Annotated in this window: 11 protein-coding genes and 3 pseudogenes; 9 read left to right on the top strand and 5 right to left on the bottom strand. The window is 60.5% G+C overall.

Annotated features, from left to right (window positions below):
- Positions 1-165: 165 nt before the first annotated feature.
- The 4 genes from tssM to tssK all read right to left on the bottom strand — a co-directional run bounded on the left by tssM (position 166) and on the right by tssK (position 7653).
- Positions 166-3771 carry a type VI secretion system membrane subunit TssM gene (gene tssM / locus QMO82_RS03655; protein WP_029875555.1) on the bottom strand — a complete coding sequence of 1202 codons (3606 nt, stop codon included), beginning with the start codon at positions 3769-3771 and terminating at the stop codon, positions 166-168.
- Between the two features lie 9 nt (positions 3772-3780).
- Positions 3781-5070 (bottom strand): type IVB secretion system protein IcmH/DotU, encoded by a 1290-nt coding sequence (icmH, locus tag QMO82_RS03650; protein ID WP_012489524.1) that lies wholly within the window; start codon positions 5068-5070, stop codon positions 3781-3783.
- Positions 5070-6161, bottom strand: coding sequence for a type VI secretion system-associated FHA domain protein (locus tag QMO82_RS33730; protein WP_010069401.1), 1092 nt, complete (start codon positions 6159-6161; stop codon positions 5070-5072). Before QMO82_RS33730 ends, icmH begins: the two co-directional genes overlap by 1 nt.
- A 136-nt stretch (positions 6162-6297) precedes the next feature.
- Positions 6298-7653, bottom strand: a complete 1356-nt coding sequence (gene tssK, locus QMO82_RS03645; protein ID WP_010069402.1) for a type VI secretion system baseplate subunit TssK — start codon at positions 7651-7653, stop codon at positions 6298-6300.
- Positions 7654-8295: 642 nt separating this feature from the next.
- Between tssK and QMO82_RS03640 the strand changes: the two are divergent.
- Positions 8296-8855: pseudogene (locus QMO82_RS03640) on the top strand (transposase); the annotation flags it as partial.
- A 1190-nt stretch (positions 8856-10045) separates the two neighbouring features.
- Entirely contained in the window at positions 10046-12490 is a 2445-nt protein-coding gene (locus QMO82_RS03635; RefSeq protein WP_245368545.1) for a hypothetical protein, read from the top strand.
- Positions 12491-13708: 1218 nt separating this feature from the next.
- On the opposite strand, the pseudogene QMO82_RS03630 reads toward QMO82_RS03635, so the two are convergent.
- A pseudogene (locus QMO82_RS03630) lies at positions 13709-14100 on the bottom strand (IS3 family transposase); the annotation flags it as partial.
- 126 nt (positions 14101-14226) lie between these two features.
- Between QMO82_RS03630 and tssA the strand changes: the two are divergent.
- From tssA to tssG, 7 genes and pseudogenes are all read left to right on the top strand, one after another.
- Positions 14227-15219, top strand: a complete 993-nt coding sequence (gene tssA, locus QMO82_RS03625; RefSeq protein WP_004680423.1) for a type VI secretion system protein TssA — start codon at positions 14227-14229, stop codon at positions 15217-15219.
- Between the two features lie 35 nt (positions 15220-15254).
- A complete protein-coding gene (tssB, locus tag QMO82_RS03620; protein WP_004680424.1) occupies positions 15255-15809 on the top strand; it encodes a type VI secretion system contractile sheath small subunit in 555 nt (184 codons plus the stop codon).
- Positions 15810-15811: 2 nt separating this feature from the next.
- Positions 15812-17299: a type VI secretion system contractile sheath large subunit gene (gene tssC, locus QMO82_RS03615; RefSeq protein WP_004680425.1), complete on the top strand. Its 1488-nt coding sequence runs from the start codon at positions 15812-15814 to the stop codon at positions 17297-17299.
- 115 nt (positions 17300-17414) lie between these two features.
- A complete protein-coding gene (locus QMO82_RS03610; protein WP_004680426.1) occupies positions 17415-17948 on the top strand; it encodes a type VI secretion system tube protein Hcp in 534 nt (177 codons plus the stop codon).
- Positions 17949-18034: 86 nt separating this feature from the next.
- Positions 18035-18538 (top strand): type VI secretion system baseplate subunit TssE, encoded by a 504-nt coding sequence (tssE, locus tag QMO82_RS03605; protein WP_004680427.1) that lies wholly within the window; start codon positions 18035-18037, stop codon positions 18536-18538.
- On the top strand, positions 18538-20424 hold the full coding sequence (gene tssF, locus QMO82_RS03600) for a type VI secretion system baseplate subunit TssF (protein WP_008536039.1): 1887 nt from the start codon (positions 18538-18540) through the stop codon (positions 20422-20424). The genes tssE and tssF overlap by 1 nt, the downstream gene beginning before the upstream one ends.
- A pseudogene (gene tssG, locus QMO82_RS03595) lies at positions 20388-21311 on the top strand (type VI secretion system baseplate subunit TssG); the annotation flags it as partial. The gene tssF and the pseudogene tssG, both read left to right, overlap by 37 nt.
- Between the last annotated feature and the right edge of the window lie 39 nt (positions 21312-21350).

Raw genomic sequence — 21350 nt, 5'->3', positions numbered from 1 at the left:
GAAAGCGGCGCGCCGAGATCAAGCGACGATCGCCGCCAGTCGCAGCCGTGACCGCCTCCGATCCGGCCGGCAACCGACATGCCGACCTCTCCCGCCGCAGACCTGCGTGGGCGTCTCGTGACCCCATAGGGCTTTCCCAGCGCCAGTCGGATGCTATCCCGGCGTTCATAAGAAATCTGGACATCGGAATTCTGACAGCAGATTGCGGGACAACGGGCTCATCACGCTGTCAGGCTGGAGGTTAAAAACCGCCCAATGGCGACCGGACACCAGTCGTACCTGAATAAGGTCCCCTCCTCCCAATGGCTGCTTATCCGCCTCATTTAAGAGGCGAAACAGCGCCCAATGGCCGCTCCTGGAGAGGGTGGCGCCTTGAAAACCGATGAAAGCGACGGAAGCGCCGCCGACGCCGCCGGCCGTAGGCCAATGGAAATGCATGGCCGCGGCGGCCGTTCCTCGTCGATGTTCGAGGCGCTGGCCGTCGATGTCTACCACCACCTGGTCTGTCAACGGATCGGTCTCGGCGACGGTGAGCAGGAATCCAACTGACACCTGGCCGGCATCATCGAACATGGTGTCGCGGATCGTGGCTGCCCGTTGGAACTGGGCCAAGGTATTGCGGCCGATAGGGAAATCGACACCGCTCGTTGGCCGAAACTGCCACGAACCTTTGGATTTGTCGACGAATGGGGAAAGGTTCTCGGCGAAGAAAGTGTCGATCTCCGCCTTGCGGCCGAACAGCCGGGCGAAATCGCTCAAAGGGATATCCCGGCGGGATCCGCTCGCGAAGGGATACCGTCCTTCGGTAGCCCGTCGGCACAAATCGCCGGGGCCGCCCGCCCAACCGCTCGCCAACCCGCGCCTCATGCCGCTGACGGTTAGGTCCGAGCTGTGGCGGCTGAGGCCGAGGATCCATTGCCGGATGGGTTCGGGCAGATCGGCCGCCCCCGCCTCGATCTGTTGGATGGCGACGCCCGCCTGCCCGTTGTGTTCCAAGATGTTCGAACCCGCCAGCCCCTGCGCCTGGCTGAGGGAGCGATACAGTTCGCCGAGATCCCGGAGAGCACTGTCGATCGGCGCCTGCGCGCCCGCTTGGCTGTTCGACGGCACTTCGACCAGCTGGTGCAGCCACCGGAAATGATCGCCCATATAGAGCTGGACGTGAGCTTCAGGCGTGTCCGCGGCCGGTTGAGACCGGAACAGTGCCTCGAGCTCGCTTGGCAACACCTCGCCCTGGGGGACACTGTCACCTTTCGTCAAGCCGTCCTCGGGAGCCGGTGGTTGCTTGAGCTTTAGCTCCTGCGCCGCCGCGAAAAGGAACAGGCGCATTGGTGACGTCGGCGCGGACAGCGTGTTCAAGGTGCGCAGCGCGTCATCGATACCCCCAGACGGGCGGATGGACATATCGCCAATGAGCTGGTCCCAGCGCAACGCGAACTCCTGAGCGTAGAGATCCGCCGCCGAACGCCGCAGCTTCTGGCTCACATCACCGGCTGCAATCGGCGCGACTACCTGTGAGTCGAGAACCCAGCCTTCTGCAGCGACAGCGTCAGCCACTTGCGGCAGCAATCGCAGGAAGGTTCCGTAAAACCCCGCCCTCGTGTAGATGCCAGGAACCCCCTCGCTGAGCGGCTGTCCCGATTTGCGAGCCAGGACGCCCTGCGCCAGCGGCCCGGCATGGTCGGCCAGACGCCAGGTTGGCGCCCGCGAGGCTTCGGGACTGGTCGCGATGATGTCGAGGACGCGGCGCGCCATCGAGACGGTCTGGAGCTTCGCGCGGCTCCTCTCGATCAGTTCGCCATTAAGCTCACTATGGGGCAGCGGCCCTTCCATGAGTGCATCCAGGTGATCAGCGAGCGCGCTGCGCAGGCCGGCATCGGCTTCGGCCGGAAACATCACTCGCCAGTCGGCAGCCATCCAGTTTTTGACGACCGCGCGCTGGAGCGGACCCTGCTGACCCAGCATCAGGTAAACCTTTAACGCCTGGTAGACGAACTGATCATCGTCGTGCCGCTCGACCAATAAGGTTTCCAACCGGAACATCAGCCGCGGCAGCAGGATGGTGTTCACGGCGCGGCGGTACGCCGCGAGCGTCTGAACCTTGATTTTCTTACTCTGGTCGAGACCCGAACTTGATAGGCGGCCGCCCGCGCTGTCGCCGTTGGCATCACGCAGCCGCTGAAGCAGTGGCAGGATGGGTCGAAGATCGCCACTCTCAACCCGGTCGAGCTTCAGCTTTTCAGCCCCTCTGGCATAGCTGCCAGCCATTAGGCGAACGCTCTCGATCAGCTGAACATTCCGAATATAGCTGAACGTCCATAAGACGCTGGCGGTAACAATGACCGCCGCTATCGTCGTGTAGGCGCCATACCGGATCCGCCGCTGGCGCCGATCGAAGCGGTGATTGGCATCGACGAGCCCAGCTTCGGCGAAAACGACTTCGCGCAGCAGCCGGCTGATGAAATAATTACGGCCCGGGCCACGAAGCGCTGTACAGGGCGGCTGAGCGATCTCGAAGGTCTGAGATCTGGCGTTCGCAACTCGATCGAAGGGCATGCCAATTTGCGTGCCGCTTAAGAAGTAGACGCCGCGGAGCATAAGCGGTTCCTGGAACGAATTCCCGCCAAAGGCTTCCTTCAAGAACTGTTGCGTCAGGTGCTTGAGGCTAGCGACCTGCTGTGGGAAGCCGAACATGAGCGCACGACGCTGGAGGTTGCTTTCGTGCTGCATTCGTTCAAGCAGCCTTTCGTTTAGGCGGCCAACAAGCGCATCGTATGCTGCGGCAAACGCCATCGGATCGCCTTCGTCCTCCGACGCCTCTTGCGCAAAGGTGAACCCCCACACCGCCTCCCGCCCCTCGCGACCCAGATCGTCGAAGAATTCAACAAATCCCGCCAGCAGATCGCTCTTAGTGAAAAGCACATAAATCGGCAGTTGCAGGCGAAGCTCCCTGTACACTTCGAGGAGCCGCTCACGGATACAGCGCGCGCGATCGGCGAGCACTTCCTCGGATGTAGAATTCAGCTCGCTGATTGCGATCGTGACTAAGGCACCGTTCAGCGGCTGCCGTGGCCGGGAGCGTCTGAGCATACGAAGCAAGCCACGCCAAACCGCTTTGTCCCGGTCTGCATCACCCTCCTGTATCGTGTAGCGCCCAGCAGTGTCGACGAACACCGCGTCATCGGTGATCCACCAGTCGCAGTTTTCCGTACCCGCTAACCCACCGGCGGCTCTCAGACCGGACCTCGCCGCCATCGGAAAGCTGAGCCCGGAATTGACTATTGCTGTGGTCTTCCCCGAGTTGGGCGGACCGATCATCACATACCAGGGCCGCTGATAGAGCCACCGCCTGCTGATACCTCCTGCGTAGCGGCGCCCCTTGAGTGTGGTAAGGGTCTCGCGGAAACGATGACGAATCGCCTCCAGCTCTCTTTCAGCAAGCGTGCTGGCTTGCCCCACACTTCGGTCGGAAGGCCTTGGGTCTCCCTTCTTCTGCTCGGCCCCACCCGCGTCCAGCGCTCCCGACACTCGTGATTGGACGAGGTCTTCAAAATAGGCCTGAACCTTGTAAAGCTGGGACTGGATCAAGTAGATCACGGTGTATCCGACCGGAATCAGCATCGATGCCGCGATCTGGCTGCGAAGGCTGTCAAGCGGCGCAAATCCTCCGACCGAGATATGCGGTCCGAGCGTGAAGATTAAGGCACATACGATCGCCGCCCCGCCGACACGGAGCCATTGCCACCTAAGCGCTTTCTTGATTGACTGCATGGCTTGTCTTCATTGTGTCTTTGTGATGATGATTTGAATCCGACGGTTCCGCGCGCGGCCCTCGGGCGTGTGGTTCGAAGCGACCGGTTCTCCGCTCCCTCTGCCCTCTTCTCGCACGCGGCCTGGGTCATCCATCATGGATTTGATAATCTCGGCAGCTGCGCTCGCACGCGCGAGCGAAAGGGAATCGTTTGAAGGGAAGGCGAGTGATTGCACCGGAATGGCGTCGGTGTGCCCGGTCAGGAGGACCGATCCCGACTCACCGTTCAGAGAACGACCAATTCGTAAAAGAAGCGGCAGGAACATTTTCTTCACTTCCGGACTAGCAGAATCGAACATCCCGGAGGCGCGAATGATAACGACGATCTGCTGTGGGTCCTCGGACACAGTGACAAGCCCTTCGCGGATTTCGGGCTCGAGGAAGTTACGCAGTCGGTCGCTGCTCATAACAACCTTTGGTGGCAATGCGATTCTCGCCGATCTGACAACGCCGTTCGGCGGCAATGTCGCGATATCGTTGAAGACAGCGTCGGCGCGGGCATTTAATGCATGCAGGAGTCCGGTATAGATCGAGAGGAGTAATCCTGCCCCAAACGCTACGACGGCCCAGATTGGAACGATTGTGCGGCGTGGCTTCGGATTATTTGAGTTCCTCCGCCAGTGCGGGGATAGTTCGCGCTCGAAGTCACCACGGGCTGCTCGGATCAGGCGGTAGACGTCTTCGCACAGCACACTGAGCTCTGCGGCTCCTCCCGCAGTGACGCGGTAGCGGCCTTCGAAGCCCAACCTCATGCAGTAGTAGAGCAGCTCCAGCAGTTCTATATTGATGGCCGGTTCATTTTTCAATTGCGTCAGCAGATCGAAGAAGCGCTCGCCGCCCCAGGTATCGCTGAACAGCGATCCCACCAAGCTGCGCGTCGTCCAGACGCTGTTGCTGCCCCAGGCTGTGTTCAGAACGATGTCATCGATGGTCGCGCAGAGGGCGTATTTGCAGACCTTGATCGCTCGCGAGGGCAATCCGAGCGGCGTGATCCGACGCTCAAAAGCATCGATCTCCCGCAGCACCCTAAGGCGCAGTGCTTCAACGTCGATATGGCTAGCACTGCTCTTGAGCTGAGCGCTGAGACCCAGCAGCGCCGCCGCGGCCGCGACCAGTGGATTAAGTCGGTCGAGCGCAAGCATCTCCCAGGTAAGTTCGTCCGCCACTGGCGATGACGGCGAAGGGACAGCCAACTGCTCCTCGGCGTGAAGGAGGACGAGTGGCTGGGATTTTGGCATCGTTTCCTCAATCACCATCATCAACCCGCCCACTTCCCTTCGGAGCGGACGCTCTCATCGTGGGATCGGCGGGCGGGTCGACTACGCTCTCGCACTGGGCGCGCGAAGTCGGCGCCGAAGCTCCGGAGCAAATCGGTTTCGATGCTCGATACGACGTCATTGAAGACGCGCACGTACGCACTCCGGTTTCGCGCCTTATGGTTGCGGTGCAAAAGGGAACGGGGCCGCCCCATCGCCTTCTCGATCCCTGCTAGGGACAAGCGTGCACGGACGCTGGACAGAGCCTTCTGCACAGCCGCGAATGACACGTCATGCGTCCCACGGTCGGTGAAGGCTTGCTCAACGGCCGGGTCTCCGCGGAGGGACCCGCTGGAGTCATTGCACAGAACTGCGCGCAACGCCTCACCGACATCGGGAACGAGACTCAGGGTTTTTTCGTCGGAACTCTTATTTCTGAATAATTGTTCGCCAGCTCTCGCTCGGAGAGTATGCTGTGCAGCGCGGCGGAATACAGAAGCATTTTCCCTGCACGATCCAGCACGCTTACGATGCCGGCATTCCGGACATCTGCCAATGATAAGCCGCAGGCGGCAAGGAAAGCCGTGACCGCCGCTCGATGATTCTTGGCGAGATGATTGCTCCACCTTGGGTTGCGTCAAGATGGGGGCCCGATCTGGCACACTGTCTGCGTAGATATCCCACGGACTTCTCATCATGCCCGCCAGCGCGTCTAAACGAGTGCCTAAGAACGGCAATGGTAGGAACTCGCCGTCCCTCAGGTCCAGCAGCGCTTCTTCACCCCGGGTGCAATTGCCCGCCAGGAGCGACGAGGCCGTTTCGAGGGGGCCAAGAAGACTCAACTCCTCACTTGTCGCTGCAAGTTGTCCCTCCGGTTCGGCGGCACTCTCCGCAATGGATATCGAAGGCGACACCGCGACGACATCGGTCATATAGGCGCCGATCTGAATAACATCGCTGGTTTTCCGGGCGACCGGCGCCTCTGACGGAAGCGGCATCGCCTCGTCATTTTGACATGTGTCGTCGCGGCCTCGGTCGATCAGTACGTATCGCCGTGCCATGCACTCGATTGAGCAGTGGGATTTCGAGACCATCTGCTGATCATCCGGCAGAACCAGGCTGTTGCCTGCTCGGCTGGTAGTCAGTCCACCAGCCGCGTCGCCCGGCACGAGATATTCCGGAAAACTACATCTATTGCTGTGTACACGTAGCGTGAGGGGCATTGGTGGGCTAACTCAAATGTGGGTTCTGTCCGGCTCGGATGGCCCAGAGAGCCATTTCGAGATTTGGGAAGTCGCCAGCAACGTGCAGCGCCAAGCCGGCGGATTGGGGCATATCCTTCCAGAAGCGGCTATTTTGATCGATCTCGAAATAGCTGAATCCAACATGGAACGGGATCTGACGCGGCGCGACCGGTAGGGGATTGATGATAATGCCGGGCAGTGCGACATTGACGAGTTCCGTGATTTTCTCCGCCGGGCCGATCTTAATCTGAGACGGGAACTCGCGCCGGAGGCGCTCGACCTCAATATCAGCCCGAGCAGCCAGCACGAAGCTCGAGGTCGTAAAGAGAGAGCGGTCGGCCACCTCGGCCACATGGACACCGTATTTTTGCCGCTGCAGCGGTACGGGGACCGCAGTCTGCTCAATCACTGCACCCAGCGAAGCCCGGATCGACTGCATCACTGGCAAAAACGCCTCCGCGAGAGAGTCGTGCTTGTAAACACCAAGGGTCGGGGCACGTTTATCGACGCGGGCGAACGTGGCTAGTTCACCCGCCAACTGGAGCATGAGAACATACAGCGATTCCGGATTTACAACGGCGGCCTTGGATAGGTGGCAGAAGTACGGCTCGTACCGATTGATCGCCTGCAGCAGAAGGAAGTCCGCGAGCTCTGCAACCCGGTTCGTTCCCGACTGGGAGACCCGAGTGGCCAGAGCTTCACCACGATGGTGAAGCAGGCCGGTGATCTCAGTGATGTAGTTCGAGAGGACCCGGGAGCTGGCGCAGTCGGGGGTTGGCGGCACGTGCGTTTCGTCCAGAATGATCTGTCGGTCGGCCCGGACCTCTATGATACGGGCGATTGGGATGCAAGTGTAGCCAGACCGGTCTGCCGCGTCCGGCAGCAGTCGAAAATCCAGCCTCGCTACGTCGATGGAGGCGCTGCCTCGCTCGCCAGCGTTGGTGTCGACAACATCCTCAGTGGAGACTGCGAAGCGGATAGGTACGTCAATTCCCGCTTGCGCGTCGGTTTCAAGAGCGCCGGGTTGATAAAACGGTACCGCCAAGTGAATAAGCGAATCTCGAAAATCCGGCGGAACGTCGTAGGGAGTTGGCTGGTTGGCTTCGTCAGGAATACTGAAGGGCATCCCGTCCTCCAAGACGCCGCGAGCCGCTTCGATGGCGATCTTACCGAGACCAAGCAGCTCTCGATTGAGCCGCAGCTCGCTGATACCCCACCCGTACCCATGCAAAACCGCCGTCCTGCTGCGCACCAGCTGTTCGACGTGACGATCGGCCTGCTGAAAATGCTGCGGGCGGAGGAACAAGCCCTCCGACCAGACGACCCTATTATTCCACGACATTCAAGACTCGCCTCGCGTCCACCTGACAGAACGGCTTTCTCCGTAAAAGTAGCAGAGCTTCACTGCCCCCTTGCATGCACATCTGATATCCAACAATGCGCTGGTAGAAGGGCATCGCGTGTCGGGACAGCTCAGATATGCAAGCGCCGAAGCTCATCAGGATTGGTCATGAGCCCCCTTGCAGCGCGACAAGCAAGGGGTCTCATCTAGACTGTCGCTCAGTAGCCCGTTGCCCTCAGAGCCTTATTGGTCGTTCATGTTCACACTGACCTACAACGCGCCAATTCGCCTGTCCTGTCACTCGTACGGGATGAATCTCGCAAATGACCGCCCGGAAGCCTTGAGACCCGGCGCCGCAAGTACGGGGCCAAAAGAGCAGCGCAACAGGCAAGGTGACACGTGATGCGCATTGCCTCGTCGAAAATGTTCCTGAATACGCTGAGGCAGTGCCGCCGCCAACATCGTCTTCACGCGCCGCCGCCCCTAAAGCACCTTGACGACCAGTTTAGCGATTAGACAACCACCTCCTGGACACGATCCACGAACCGGTTGCAGTCCCGGTTCGCGCCAGGTGCGGGATAGCAGCCCTGGCGGCATGGATCATTCATGCGGCGAAGATAGGCATTTCCACATTTGGTGATGCCCAATAGCTAGCGAATGGGATATGCGCTGCGCCTCATGTTGGCGCGCGAGCACATGCAAGATGGCACGGTGGAGATCGACCGTTTTCATCTCGGTGAGCGACCGAGAATGGATCCGGACGGTCTACCGCCTGGACGGGGCCGAAAAGGCCTTTCGATACATGCAGGGCGCGCGACGGCGAAAGGGATCGAACCGCAACCTGCCTGATGGGCGGTGAGGCGTTCATGGCGATTGGCAAGAGCTTTGCTACGCATGAGAACGTAAAGCATTCGAGCCGCGAATTCGTCCAAGTCGCCGTCCACTCGGTGGGAGGTTTCAAGTCCCGGGTCCGCCGCACCATTGCCGGCGTCTTTCATCATATCAGCCCGCAGCATGCCTTGTCTTTCCACGAGATCGGCTTCCGCTGGTCACAGCGCATTGTTACGGGCCAGGCAGTGCGGATACTAGTCACGGGTGCCGCCGGCGCTGCGATTGCTGCAAGTCTTTCGCGCTATTACCGGCCGGCAATGCGCAGAAGTCCGGATGCCGGGATCATCGTTAAATCTCCCAGCCTTTTGTGATAAGGCCGCGTTGTTTAGCGGAAGCCAGCAAGGAGTTCGAAGACGAAGGCCGACCTCACTGGCGCCGCAATTGGCGACAGTTGCCACTACCCTGGTATCGTTGGGCCAATCCCACCATAGAAGAGATCATGTCGATGTTTCGTCGTAACCGGCTTGCGCGGCACCGGCGGCCGTCAGCGTTGATAGCAATCCGTGCCGATCGCCACATCAAGCACGGACCTCCGGTCTGGAGAACGGGTCGTCGCTGCATCTCTCGAAGGATCGCCGCTGTCGTTATGGGTTCACGCAGGAGCTGCGCCATAGCCGCTCACTAACCGGATGCGAGCATATCACCTGTGCATGCAATCCAATACCGGGACTGCGCTAGTTTGAATCGCGGGCTCTTCTCCGTGGTTTTTGAGGTTCTGCTGCAATGATGCGTTTACGCTACCAGTTATCAACGGCCTGGCCATGTCTTCGGGATCTGCCGGCCTCCCGTCACCTGAGCTCGATTCCGCAGAGCCGCCCCATGCCACAACAGCAAAAAACGGGACCCACGGTGATTGAGCGGCGTCCGAACGAGGCTCGGCAAGCTGGAGCGGTCGATGGTCGCAGTCGCGCCCCTTGCACTCTGGTTAAGTCGCTTGAGCCCCTGATAAATTCTGACCTTCCGTCAGCAGTCGGTGCCCGACAGCTGACCCCTTGTTTCCTGAAGGCCATATCCCAGGGGGGTGAGCATGGTTGACAGGGACCCTCGGACTAAGGGGCAGGGCTCTTCGCGGCCGGATGAGGGCCGGCACCCAGCGGATCAAAGAGCGCAGTCTTCAGTGGCGCGTGTCGATCAAGTGGCCGACAACTTCAATTCGGACGACATCTGGCAAGAGAATTCGGTATTGCGTTACGTGGAAAGGCTAAGCGTCGACCAGCCAAGCCCGCCGACCGAGCTTCAAAGCCCTGAAGAACAAACCCCGCAAATGATGGCTGACATGACGGAACTGACGAGAGTTCCGGTCGTCCCGGCAGAGACCGCGTTCAACCTCACGAGGACAACAGATGAATACAATAATGCCGATCGCACTATTCACCTCGTCGAGGGCCAGCCGCTGGAGACTGGCCCTCAGCGCGGGGGGCTGCATGGCCTTGGGAATTTAGAAGCCTCAGCGGTTGCCGGGCCCACCGAGGTGCCGGGTGGAAGAGAGGAGCATTCGGCCATGTCCGAGGTGCCCGCGGAGCCCAGCGATCCGACCGGTGGCGGGCGCAAGAGGCGGACTACTGAGAAGGACGCAGATCCCAGGCCCAGCCGCAGGCAGACGTTATATGCTCAAAGGCCGCTGGCGTTGGCGCCTGATCTCAGCGCCGCGAATGCCGGCATAATCGTGGGGGCCTCAACGGGCGATCTCGTCAATCGAGCGGCGTTCCGGACGGTGTCGGCCCAGGACCAGGCGAGGCTGGACGAAATCGCCAGGCAGACACCGCGGCAGTCGAGGCAGAGCAAGGGGGCGTGGGCGGACGCGCTGAAGGCGGCCCATCCCAATCTCAGCGCCGCCGATGCCGCCGTAATCGTGGGCGTCGTAAAGCGGGTTATCGCCAGGAGGGCGGCGTATCGAACGGTGTCGGCCCAGGACCGGGCGAGGCTTGACGAGATCAAGGCGGCGACACCGCAGCTGTCGGGGCAGAGCAAGGGGGCGTGGGCGGACGCGCTGAAGGCGGCCCATCCCGATCTCAGCGCCGCCGATGCCGCCATAACCGTGGGCTCTTTTAAGGACGATATTGCAAGGAGGACGGCGTTCCGGACGGTGTCGGCCCAGGACCAGGCGAGGCTGGACGAAATCGCCAGGCAGACACCGCAGCTACCGGGGCAGAGCAAGGGGGCGTGGGCGGACGCGCTGAAGGCGGCCCATCCCGATCTCAGCGCCGCCGATGCCGCCATAATCGTGGGTGCCGTAAAGCAGGATATTGCTAAAAGGGCCGCGTTCCAGACGGTGTCGGCCCAGGACCAGGCGAGACTGGACGAAATCGCGGCGGTGACACCGCGGCTGCCGGGGCAGAGCAAGGGGGCGTGGGCGGACGCGCTGAAGGCGGCCCATCCCGATCTCAGCGCCGCCGATGCCGCCATAATCGTGAATGCCGTAAAGCAGGATATTGCTAAAAGGACAGCGTTCCAGACGGTGTCGGCCCAGGACCACGCGAGGCTGGACGAAATCGCCAGGCAGACACCGCAGCTACAGGGGCAGAGCAAGGGGGCGTGGGCGGACGCACTGAAGGCGGCCCATCCCGATCTCAGCGCCGCCGATGCCGCCGCCATCGTGGGCGCCGTAAAGCGAGTTATCGCCAGGAGGGCGGCTTTTCAGACGGTGTCGGCCCAGGATCAGGCGAGGCTGGACGAAATCGCTAGGCAGACACCGCGGCTGCCGGGGCAGAGCAAGGGGGCGTGGGCGGACGCGCTGAAGGCGGCCCATCCCGATCTCAGCGCCTCCGATGCCGCCATAATTGTGGGTTCCGTAAAGCATAATATTGTAAAAAGGGCGGCGTTCCGGACGGTGTCGGCTCAGGACCAGGCGAGGCTGGACGAAATCGCCAGGCAAACACCGCGACAGTCGAGGCAGAGCAAGGGGGCGTGGGCGGACGCGCTGAAGGCGGCCCATCCCGATCTCAGCGCCGCCGATGCCGCCACAATCGTGGGCGCCTTAAAGGACGATATCGCCGTGAGGGCAGCGTTCCGGACGGTGTCGGCCCAGGACCAGGCGAGGCTGGACGAAATCGCGGCGGTGACACCGCGGCAGGGGCGGAGCAATGCGGCCTGGGCGGACGCGCTGAAGGCGGCCCATCCCGATCTCAGCGCCGCCGATGCCGCCACCATCGTGGGCGCCGCAAAGGACGAAATCGCCAGGAGGGCGGCGTTCCGGACGGTGTCGGCCCAGGACCAGGCGAGGCTGGACGAACTCGCTAGGCAGACACCGCAGCTGCCGGGGCAGAGCAATGCGGCCTGGGCGGACGCGCTGAAGGCGGCCCATCCCGATCTCAGCGCCGCCGATGCCGCCGTAATCGTGGGTGCCATAAAGCAGGATATTGCTAAAAGGGCGGCGTTCCGGACGGTGTCGGCCCAGGACCAGGCGAGGCTGGACGAAATCGCGGCGGCAACACCGCGGCAGGGGGGGAGCAATGCGGCCTGGGCCGATGCGCTGAAGGCGGCCCATCCCGATCTCAGCGCCGCCGATGCCGCCACCATCCTGGGCACCTTTAGGGACGATATCGCCAGGAGGGCGGCGTTCCGGACGGTGTCGGCCCAGGATCAGGCGAGGCTGGACGAGATCAAGGCGGCGACACCGCAGCTGCCGGGGCAGAGCAAGGGGGCGTGGGCGGACGCGCTGAAGGCGGCCCATCCCGATCTCAGCGCCGCCGATGCCGCCATAGTCGTGGGTGCCGTAAGGCGCGATATCGCCGTGAGGACGGCGTTCCAGACGGTGTCGGCCCAGGACCAGGCGAGGCTGGACGAAATCGCTAGGCAGACACCGCAGCTGCCGGGGCAGAGTAAGGGGGCGTGGGCAGACGCACTGAAGGCGGCCCATCCCGATCTCAGCGCCGCCGATGCCGCCATAATCGTGGGTGCCTCGAAGAAACGGATAGCCAGGAGGGCAGCGTTCAAGGTGATATAGGACGGCTCATGACTCATCACCACATTCCCTAGGAACTGCACCATCATGTGCGTTGGTTGTCCACCACGGGATTGCATGAGCATGTGAGAGCGCCGAATTTTTCTTCAGTCTGGAGGCCAATACCTGGCTCGAGATCGATATTTAGGGGCACGACGGCCGGCGCATTCCGGCTGACTAACACGCCGAGAGCGACCTCGTCTTCGACGGTCGGGAGCGCAGAATGTCGGCTCGCATGCCGCTGCGACCATCAGCCCGCTCCTCGCAAGATTGGCGCCAAGGCCGCCGTCGAACGATGGCGACGAGGCAAGTTTTTCCAAAACTTTCTTTAGCATAGAGGTAGAAGGATCGCTACAGCGGGGTTGCAGTGCGCGGGCGGCTAGGGTGACTAAGTGCGTGCACTCCACGACCGTCAGACGGGGTCGGTGTCCGTCAATTCGAAATCGCAGGGATCTGCACGAGAGACCGCGTGGTTGCCCTGCACGACTAATGGAAGCAGGGTCGACAGTCACGTTGGGATGCGGTAGGTGCGCGATAGAACGGGGGATTGGCGGCGGGACTCGATTCTTTTTAGAAGATCACGCAAAACCGCATCACACCCATTGTCAAAAGTAAATACCGCGACGATGGTTATTAAACTTCGACTTCCGTCGAAAACGGCAATGGCGCTCACGAAGGAGGCCGGCCGCTGCGAAACCCCGCCATCTCCGCACCCCACTCCTTCGCTCCAACTGGGAGCAAAATGAATGAGGCAACGTGCGAATCTCGGGGAGCATCGTTACATGCGGTCAATACGGATCTCATCCAGATTGTCGCCCTATATGCCTCGTGCGGCGGTCCGGCGGAGCGCAGGAGATATAATGCCGTTGAAGTGCTCGAGCCGTTCTACCACTGACGCCGGGTCGCTGCACGCGCGATGGACCCGCCGGCTGGCCGCTCGTTCGATGAGGGTCCGCGCGCCGACACCCCCAAGAGCGATCGCCGAGGACGCCATCCACCTTATGCAGCAACTGGCGCGGAGGCGGCCGCGCGAAGACTTCGTAGTTGGAGGCCTTCAGGCTCACGTTTGCAACGGTACTCCGCAGGTTGCCCTTTGCAACGACTGCCCGACGATGTCAATTCAATCTGGCTGAGCTTGTACCGTCAAGTTTATCCAGTTTGGGGTTCGCTCCAGCGGTGGGTTGCGCATCCGCGGCGGCATCGGCGGGTTTAGGTGCGGAGACCATTCCGGCTGCGCAGCACTGCATCACGTCGCGGGTTGCCGATCTGGGCGAACTCTGCAGGGTTAGTCAGCCGAGGCCAGAGTGCTTGGCTTGCCACGCTCCTCGATAACCCGATCCAGTCCACAGGCGACCGCAGGCCGGAGAGCGAAGTATCGGCGACGAGAGTCCGGCTTTCCTCACGACCATCAGAAGCCTGAACCCGCGCCAACGATCATTGGCAGCCAGCGGGATCAACACCAACGCTTGCCTTTCGCTCGTTTCCGGCCACGGCGCTTGCGCATCGTGAGCTTCTCCTCCCGATGGACCCGGAAGAGCTTCTTGTTGTTCACAAGGGTGTCCCTCGCGCCTGAGCAGCACATAGCTGCGTCAAGATCCGAAGCGGCGGCATTCACGCCCCAAGCATTCACGACATATACGAATGTCGATTGTGCATGAGCAATCGCGTCTGCTCATTGCTAAACATTGAGAAACAGAGGCGCGACGATCTTTTATGTCGGGAAAACTGGGATTTGGGTCATGCTCGATGCAGATCATCTATTAAAACCGATCAGCGACGGCAACGCATGCGGGGATGCTCTCGATTACGATTTGAGCTTCCTGGAGCTGGAGATAGCGTCGCATGGCAAGCCGCACCAGCAGATAGGCGACTCCATCGCCACCGAGGAGGCTCCCGATTGGACAGAGGTGTGGCGGCTTGGCCTCGACCTTTCTGCCCGCACTAAGGATCTAAGAGTCGGCATCTTGCTCACACGATCCGCCCTCAGTCAGTTCGGCTTCTCTGGTCTAAGTCGGGGGCTTGAGCTGCTCGCGGCCTATGTCGAGCTCTACTGGTCAGAGCTACATCCGCGACCGGATCCAGAAGATGACGAAGATCAGACCGTTCGCCTCAACGCTCTAGCGAGCCTCTGCGATCTCTCCGGGCTCTTGGCAGAAATACGCCAAGTCCCACTCACCTCCTCCAGGCAATTCGGGACTTTTACGCTCCGCGATTGGGCTGGTGCGCTACGGTCCCAATCTACGGAAATTGATCGTTCGACCATCGAGCACGCCTTCATCGACACCGACCCACTGCAGCTCGAGCAGATCAGCACTGGTCTCCACGCCAGCCTGGCAGCCGCCACCCATCTAGACGCGAGTGTTCGGCAGCACGTCGCGAGTGACGAGGCCGTTCGATTCGACCCTCTGATAGTGCTACTCACCCAGGCCAAGGATCTGGTCGACGCCCATCGGAAAAGGGCCCAGCCTGCAGCCCCGGCATCTCCATTGCCAGACTCTAGCAAGGCCTCTTACCCCGAAGTGATCCGCAACCGCGATGACGTTGTCGAAATTCTTGGCCGCATTTGCCACTGGTACCAGGTGAATGAGCCCGCGAGCCCACTGCCAGCCCTCCTGGAGCGCGCGCAGCGACTTGTCTCGAAGGACTTCATGGCTCTTATCAAAGAGTTGGCGCCAGAAGGGGTTGCCCAATACCGTTCGATTGCCGGTCTGGCGGTCGGCGAGGGCACGTGACGTGCGCAATCTTCCCTATCAGGAGAGTGGAACACATGACAAAGGCGAGTAGTCAAAAGTTCATCGCGCGGGTTCGTCCGCCTCGCGTACAGATCGAATACGACGTCGAGACCTATGGCTCTCAGAAGAAGGTTCAGCTTCCCTTCGTGGTCGGCGTGATGTCCGACCTCGCCGGCAATGCTGCCGAGCCGCTTGCCCCTGTCGCGGAGCGCAAGATGATGGAGATCGATATCGACAATTTCGATGATCGGCTCAGATCGCTGAGGCCCAGGGTGGTGATGCGGGTGCCGAACCTATTGACCGGAGAAGGCCAACTCGCTGTCGACTTGACGTTCGAGCGGCTCGAAGATTTCTCGCCGGCGGCCGTGGCGCGCAAGGTCGACAGCCTTAGCAGGCTGCTCGAGGCGCGAACGGAGCTCTCCAATCTGCTGGCCTATATGGACGGGAAGAACGGTGCCGAAGAGTTGCTCACCCACTTCCTCGCGGATTCGGCACTGCTAAGCGCCCTCGGCAATGGCATCGAGACTGAGAAGCCTGATGCAGTGGTTGCCGCTCCGCCATTGGCATCCCCAGACACAGAGGAGAACTGATCATGATGCCTGCAGATGCCACAGATGTACAGGTCGCCACCGTTGATCTCGGCGATTTCACCCGCATGCTTCGATTCGAGTTCAAGATCCGCTCGGACCACTCCCGTGACTTGGTGGAGAGTGCCGTCCGAACACTGGCCGAGCAGGCACTTCAAAACACGTCGCTGATCAGCGACGATGTCGTCACGACTATCCAAGCAATGATTGCTTCGATCGACCAGAAGCTTTCTGCACAACTCAACGAGATCCTCCATCACGAAAATTTCCAGCGCGTGGAATCAGCTTGGCGGGGCTTGCATCACCTTGCCATCAACACCGAAACCGATGAAACGTTGAAGATTCGCGTTCTCCCAGTTTCAAAGGTGGAGATGTCCCGAACTCTGCGGAAATATAAGGGTGTCACCTGGGATCAGAGTCCGCTATTCAAAAAAATTTACGAAGACGAATACGGCCAAATCGGCGGTGAACCCTATGGCTGCCTGATTGCCGACTACTATTTCGACCATACCCCACCGGACGTAGAGTTGCTTTCGGGACTGGCGCAGATCGCGGCGGCGAGCCACTCACCGCTTATATCTGCCGTCTCACCACATCTGCTGCAGATGGATTCTTGGCGTGAGCTTGCGAACCCGCGTGACATCACAAAAATCTTCCTCACGCCCGAACATGCCCCTTGGCGGGCGTTCCGCGAGAGCGAGAACTCTCGGTACGTGGCCCTGACCTTACCACGCACCCTTGGCCGGCTGCCCTACGGGGCCAAAACCAACCCGGTCGATGAATTCGCCTTCGAGGAGGACACAGACGGCGGCGACAGCGAGAAATACCTTTGGACGAACGCAGCCTACGCCATGGGCGTAAATATCACGCGCTCGTTCAAGCTCTATGGCTGGCTCTCCAGAATTCGTGGCGTCGAATCCGGCGGCCTGGTCGAGGGTCTGCCGGTACATACCTTCCGCAGCGACGACGGTGGCGTCGACCTAAAATGCCCCACTGAGATCGCGATCAGCGACCGCCGTGAGGCCGAACTGTCCAAAAACGGTCTTCTACCGCTGTTGCACCGCAAAAACACGGACCTCGGCGTATTTATTGGCGCTCAAACTATTAACAAGCCGGTCAAATACGAAGACCCCGACGCGTCAGCGAACGCCGAACTCAGTGCCCGGCTACCCTACATCTTCGCAACCTGCCGCTTCGCACATTATTTGAAGTGTATGGTCCGGGACAAGATTGGCACGTTCAAGGAGCGCCACGAGGTCGAGGAGTGGCTCAACCAATGGATTCAGGGCTATGTCCACCCCTCGCCCGAGCTTGGGAGCGAAGAGAGTAAGGCACAGCAGCCGCTCTCCTCAGCCGAGGTCAAGGTGGAAGAGGTCGAAGATAATCCCGGATATTACGTTGCGAGATTTTACATGCGGCCACACTACCAGCTCGAAGGCCTAACCATCTCTTTGAGACTTGTCTCGCGCCTGCCATCCGCCCGCAAGGACTGAGAAAACCCGCAGATGATTGTGCTCCGTTCTCGGCGCCAAAACTCCGGAATAGCTGCCCCGGGCTGGCCGATGCAATCCAGGCCCAATCAGATCAACGAGAAAAGGAAAGTCCATCATGGCGTTCGACGCGGTTATAAAATTCACGCAAGCGTCCAAGGACGGCATTTTGCCCAAGGGCGAATCTATCATTCTAAAGGACGGTATCACCCTAGCGGACGAATGGAGCTTTTCACTCGAAAACAAGCTGAACATTGGGCCTCATACCGCCGGGGCGGGCGCGGGCAAGGCCGAATTCGAGGTCTTCACTATCAAGAAGCAGGTGGATACGTCATCGCCCTCTCTGTACGTTGCCTGTGGTCGCGGCGCCCACTTCAATAGCGTCGAACTGAAACTTTTCAAAGCGACGGGGAGCGGACAAGCTACATCAGAATCGAACCTGTTCTTGCACTGGAGTTTCAACATGCTGGTAGTCGAGAAGGTCGAGTGGTCCTATGCGGAAGAGGCCCCCGAGGAGACGATCACATTCCGGTTCGGCGCCTGCAAGGTCATTTATTACAGGCAGGATGAAAAAGGCGCTCTTACCAAAGCTGGCGAGGGCATCTGGAACCAAATCGCGAACAGCACCGACTTCAATAGGCTCGTCGGCTGATGGGGCCATCGGCAACCCGGGAATATTCGGGGCTGCGCGCGAAAACGACAGATCGACTCGTCGCCATTGCACCTGGAGATTGTAACATGGGCAGAGATGTTAAGCGGGATCTCGTGCAACCATCCCTCCTGGACCGGCTTACGGACGATGAGCCGCGCAGCTCGTGTGAAGCGCAGGACAAGCGCAGCTTCTCTGTTCGCCAACTGGAAGAGGTGATTCTACGCGATGTTTCCTGGTTGTTGAACACCAATCAATTGGGTGCAACCGTAGATCTACAAGCGTACCCTCACGTAGCGGCCAGTGCACTTAATTATGGTGCCTGGCCTCTCAGCGGACAAATTCGCGAAGGCATGGATAAGAGCGCATTGCGCGAAGCGATAATCGAGAGCCTTCAGCGCTTTGAGCCGCGTCTCTTACCGGACACCCTGAAGGTCACGGTCCTGGACGATGGTCAGGGTTGCGGCACTTTTCGCTTTAGGATCGAAGCCGATCTGTGGGCGCAGCCATTGCCGGTGCGAATGGTGATGCGTACGGAGGTAGATTCCGAGCTCGAATCCGCCCGCGTTCATCTCGGTACAGAGATAAGCTGATGGATCCCCGGCTCCTGCGACTGTACAACGACGAACTTGCTTATATGCGCGAGATGGGGGCCGAGTTCGCCCGTGCATTCCCGAAGGTCGCCGCCCGGCTCGGGATGGAATCAGCGGAGGTCGCCGACCCCTACGTCGAGCGGCTTCTGGAAGGCTTCGCTTTCATGGCGGCGCGGGTGCAATTGAAGCTTCAGTCTCGCTTTCCGGAATTCACCCAGCACCTCCTGGAGATGGTCTATCCGCATTTTCTACCGCCGCTCCCCTCGATGACGATCGTCCGTTTCGAGCCCGACCAGGATGCCGGACGACTTGAAAATGGATACCTCGTGCCGCGGGGAACCAAGCTTTTGGGCCGTCTTGCTCCGGGCGCCGTCACACATTGCGAGTTCCGCACGGCCCATGATGTGCATCTCTGGCCAATTGTGGTGAGCGCTGCCGATTATTTTTCGACGCCGGGGCAGATCGCCGCACTGGATCTTCCGGCCCGGCAAGATGCGAAGGCTGCTTTGCGACTACGCCTTCGCACCACCAATGGCATGCCGTTCAATAAACTCGGACTAGAGGCTCTCACACTGCACCTAACAGGCCCCGGTGGCATCGGCGCCGCACTCGCCGAACAGCTTCTCGGTGACGCATGCAATATCATAGCCCGTCCGGTCGGCCGGCCTATCCCTTGGCAGGAAAAGATTCCGGTTCATGCGCTGCAGCAACGCGGTTTGGAGCCGAGCTGTGCTCTCCTGCCCGAGGTGCCACGCTCTTTCGACGGGTACCGTCTCCTACAGGAGTATTTCGCCCTCGCGGAGCGGACGTTGTTCGTCGAGGTTAGCGGGCTGGCAGACGCAGTAGCCCTGTCAACTGCCGAGACCCTTGAGATCGTCTTCGCACTCAGACGTGTCGAGCCACGGCTGGAACGACAGCTCGGGCCCCAAAATATCGTTCTCTTCGCAACGCCCGCGATTAATCTCTTCGAACGCCAGGCAGATCTCGTCCACGTGAGCGACAAGAACACCGAGCATCATGTGATTGTTGACAGGATGAGGCCGCTCGACTTTGAGGTCCACTCGATCCTCGAGATGAGCGGAGACGGGGCGAAAAACGAAGCGGCTCCCGTGAGGTTCTACCCGTTCTATAGCATCAGCGCGCACGGTCAGGAGGAGCAGCATTCCAGATACTACGCGATCCGCCGGGAGCAGCGCCTCATGTCGGAGCACCAGCGTCTAAATGGCGCGCGGACTGGCTACATCGGCAGCGAAACGTTCGTTTCTCTAGTTGATCGCCAGGCGGCTCCCTATTCGGCGGAACTCCGGCATTTGTCTGTAAACTGCCTGTGCTCGAACCGGGATCTGGCGCTGCTGCTGCCGATCGGCCGGGACGAGACAGACTTCACCCTGGAAATCGGCGCTCCAGTTACCGCCACCCGGTGCGTATCGCCCCCGAGCCGACCGCGCCACTCCTTCGCCAATGGCGATATCACTTGGCGATTAATTAGCCATCTTTCACTGAACTACCTCTCGATCAGCAATTCCGATAGGAACGACCACCGGGGCGCAGAAGCGCTACGTGAACTCCTCCGCCTCTACGTCGATCCAGTCAATGCCTTCGCCTCACGGCAGATCGACGGGATCCGGGAGATTCGGTCCAGGCCTGCGGTCAGGCGATTGTCCAGCGGTGGACAAGCCGCCGTAGCACGTGGGATTGAGGTTGGTATCATCCTGGACGAAGCGGCCTTCGAAGGCGTTGGCATCTTTCCGCTCGCCTCCGTGCTCAACCAGTTCTTCGCGAAATACGTATCCATCAACAGCTTCACCGAGATGGTCGTCTCGACGCTACAGCGCGGGGAGGTAATGCGATGGCCGACGATGGCCGGCCGCCGGGCGATCCTTTGATTTCGGGGGCACTCGGCGACTTCCTAAGCTCGCTCAGGGCCGAACCGCATGCCTGCGACTTCTTCCAGGCTCTGCGGCGGATCGATGCAATCTGCTCAGATCGGCCTCGGCTGGGAGAATCGAGCGGTCCCAGCCTGGATCGCGTGCGGATCGCCCAGCAGCCCTCCCTTGCATTTCCGACTCGATCGATCGCGGGCGTGACTGCGCACGAGGAGAACGACCCCGTAATCTCCACCTACGCCTTCGGCTTGTTTGGACCCCACGGTCCCCTCCCATTGCATCTGACGGAGTACGCCCTTCTCCGGCAGCACAACGCCGCGGATGAGACGCTGATCCGATTTGCTGATACCTTTCATCATCGAATGGCCTCGTTCTTCTTCCGCGCATGGGCGGAGGGCGAACCGACCGTGAGCTATGACAGGCCACAAGAAGATCGATTTGCCCTTCAGCTCGGCGCGCTAGCCGGCTTCGGGATGACCTCCCTGCGCGCGCGGGATGCTATGCCTGATCTGGCCAAACTCCACTTCACCGGCCGTCTCGCCTCACACACCCGCAACGCCGAGGGGCTCGCTGCCATCCTCGCCAGCTTCGTCGAGGCGCCGGTTGATATCCGTGAATTTGTCCCAAAGTGGGTGGATCTGCCCCGCATATCGCTCTGCCTCCTGGGCCGCGACCCGGCCACGGGCACGCTGAACAGCAACGCTATTGCAGGTGCGAGGGTCAGAGTGTGGCACCATCGGTTCCGACTCATTGTGGGTCCCCTCAGCCTGGCTCATTACGAATCGCTTCTGCCCGCAGCTCCCGGCCTTAAGTCGATAGCGGAGATCATCTGCAACTACCTTGGAGATGAACTTGACTGGGAGATTAACCTCGTTCTCCGTCAGGAGCAGGTCCCGGAAGTGCAGTTGGGTCGCTGCGGCAGACTC

Source organism: Rhizobium sp. BT04 (genome assembly GCF_030053135.1).
GTDB lineage: Bacteria > Pseudomonadota > Alphaproteobacteria > Rhizobiales > Rhizobiaceae > Rhizobium > Rhizobium binxianense.
The sequence above is the reverse complement of the archived record's forward strand: the minus strand, read 5'-3'. Positions and strand labels throughout refer to the sequence as shown.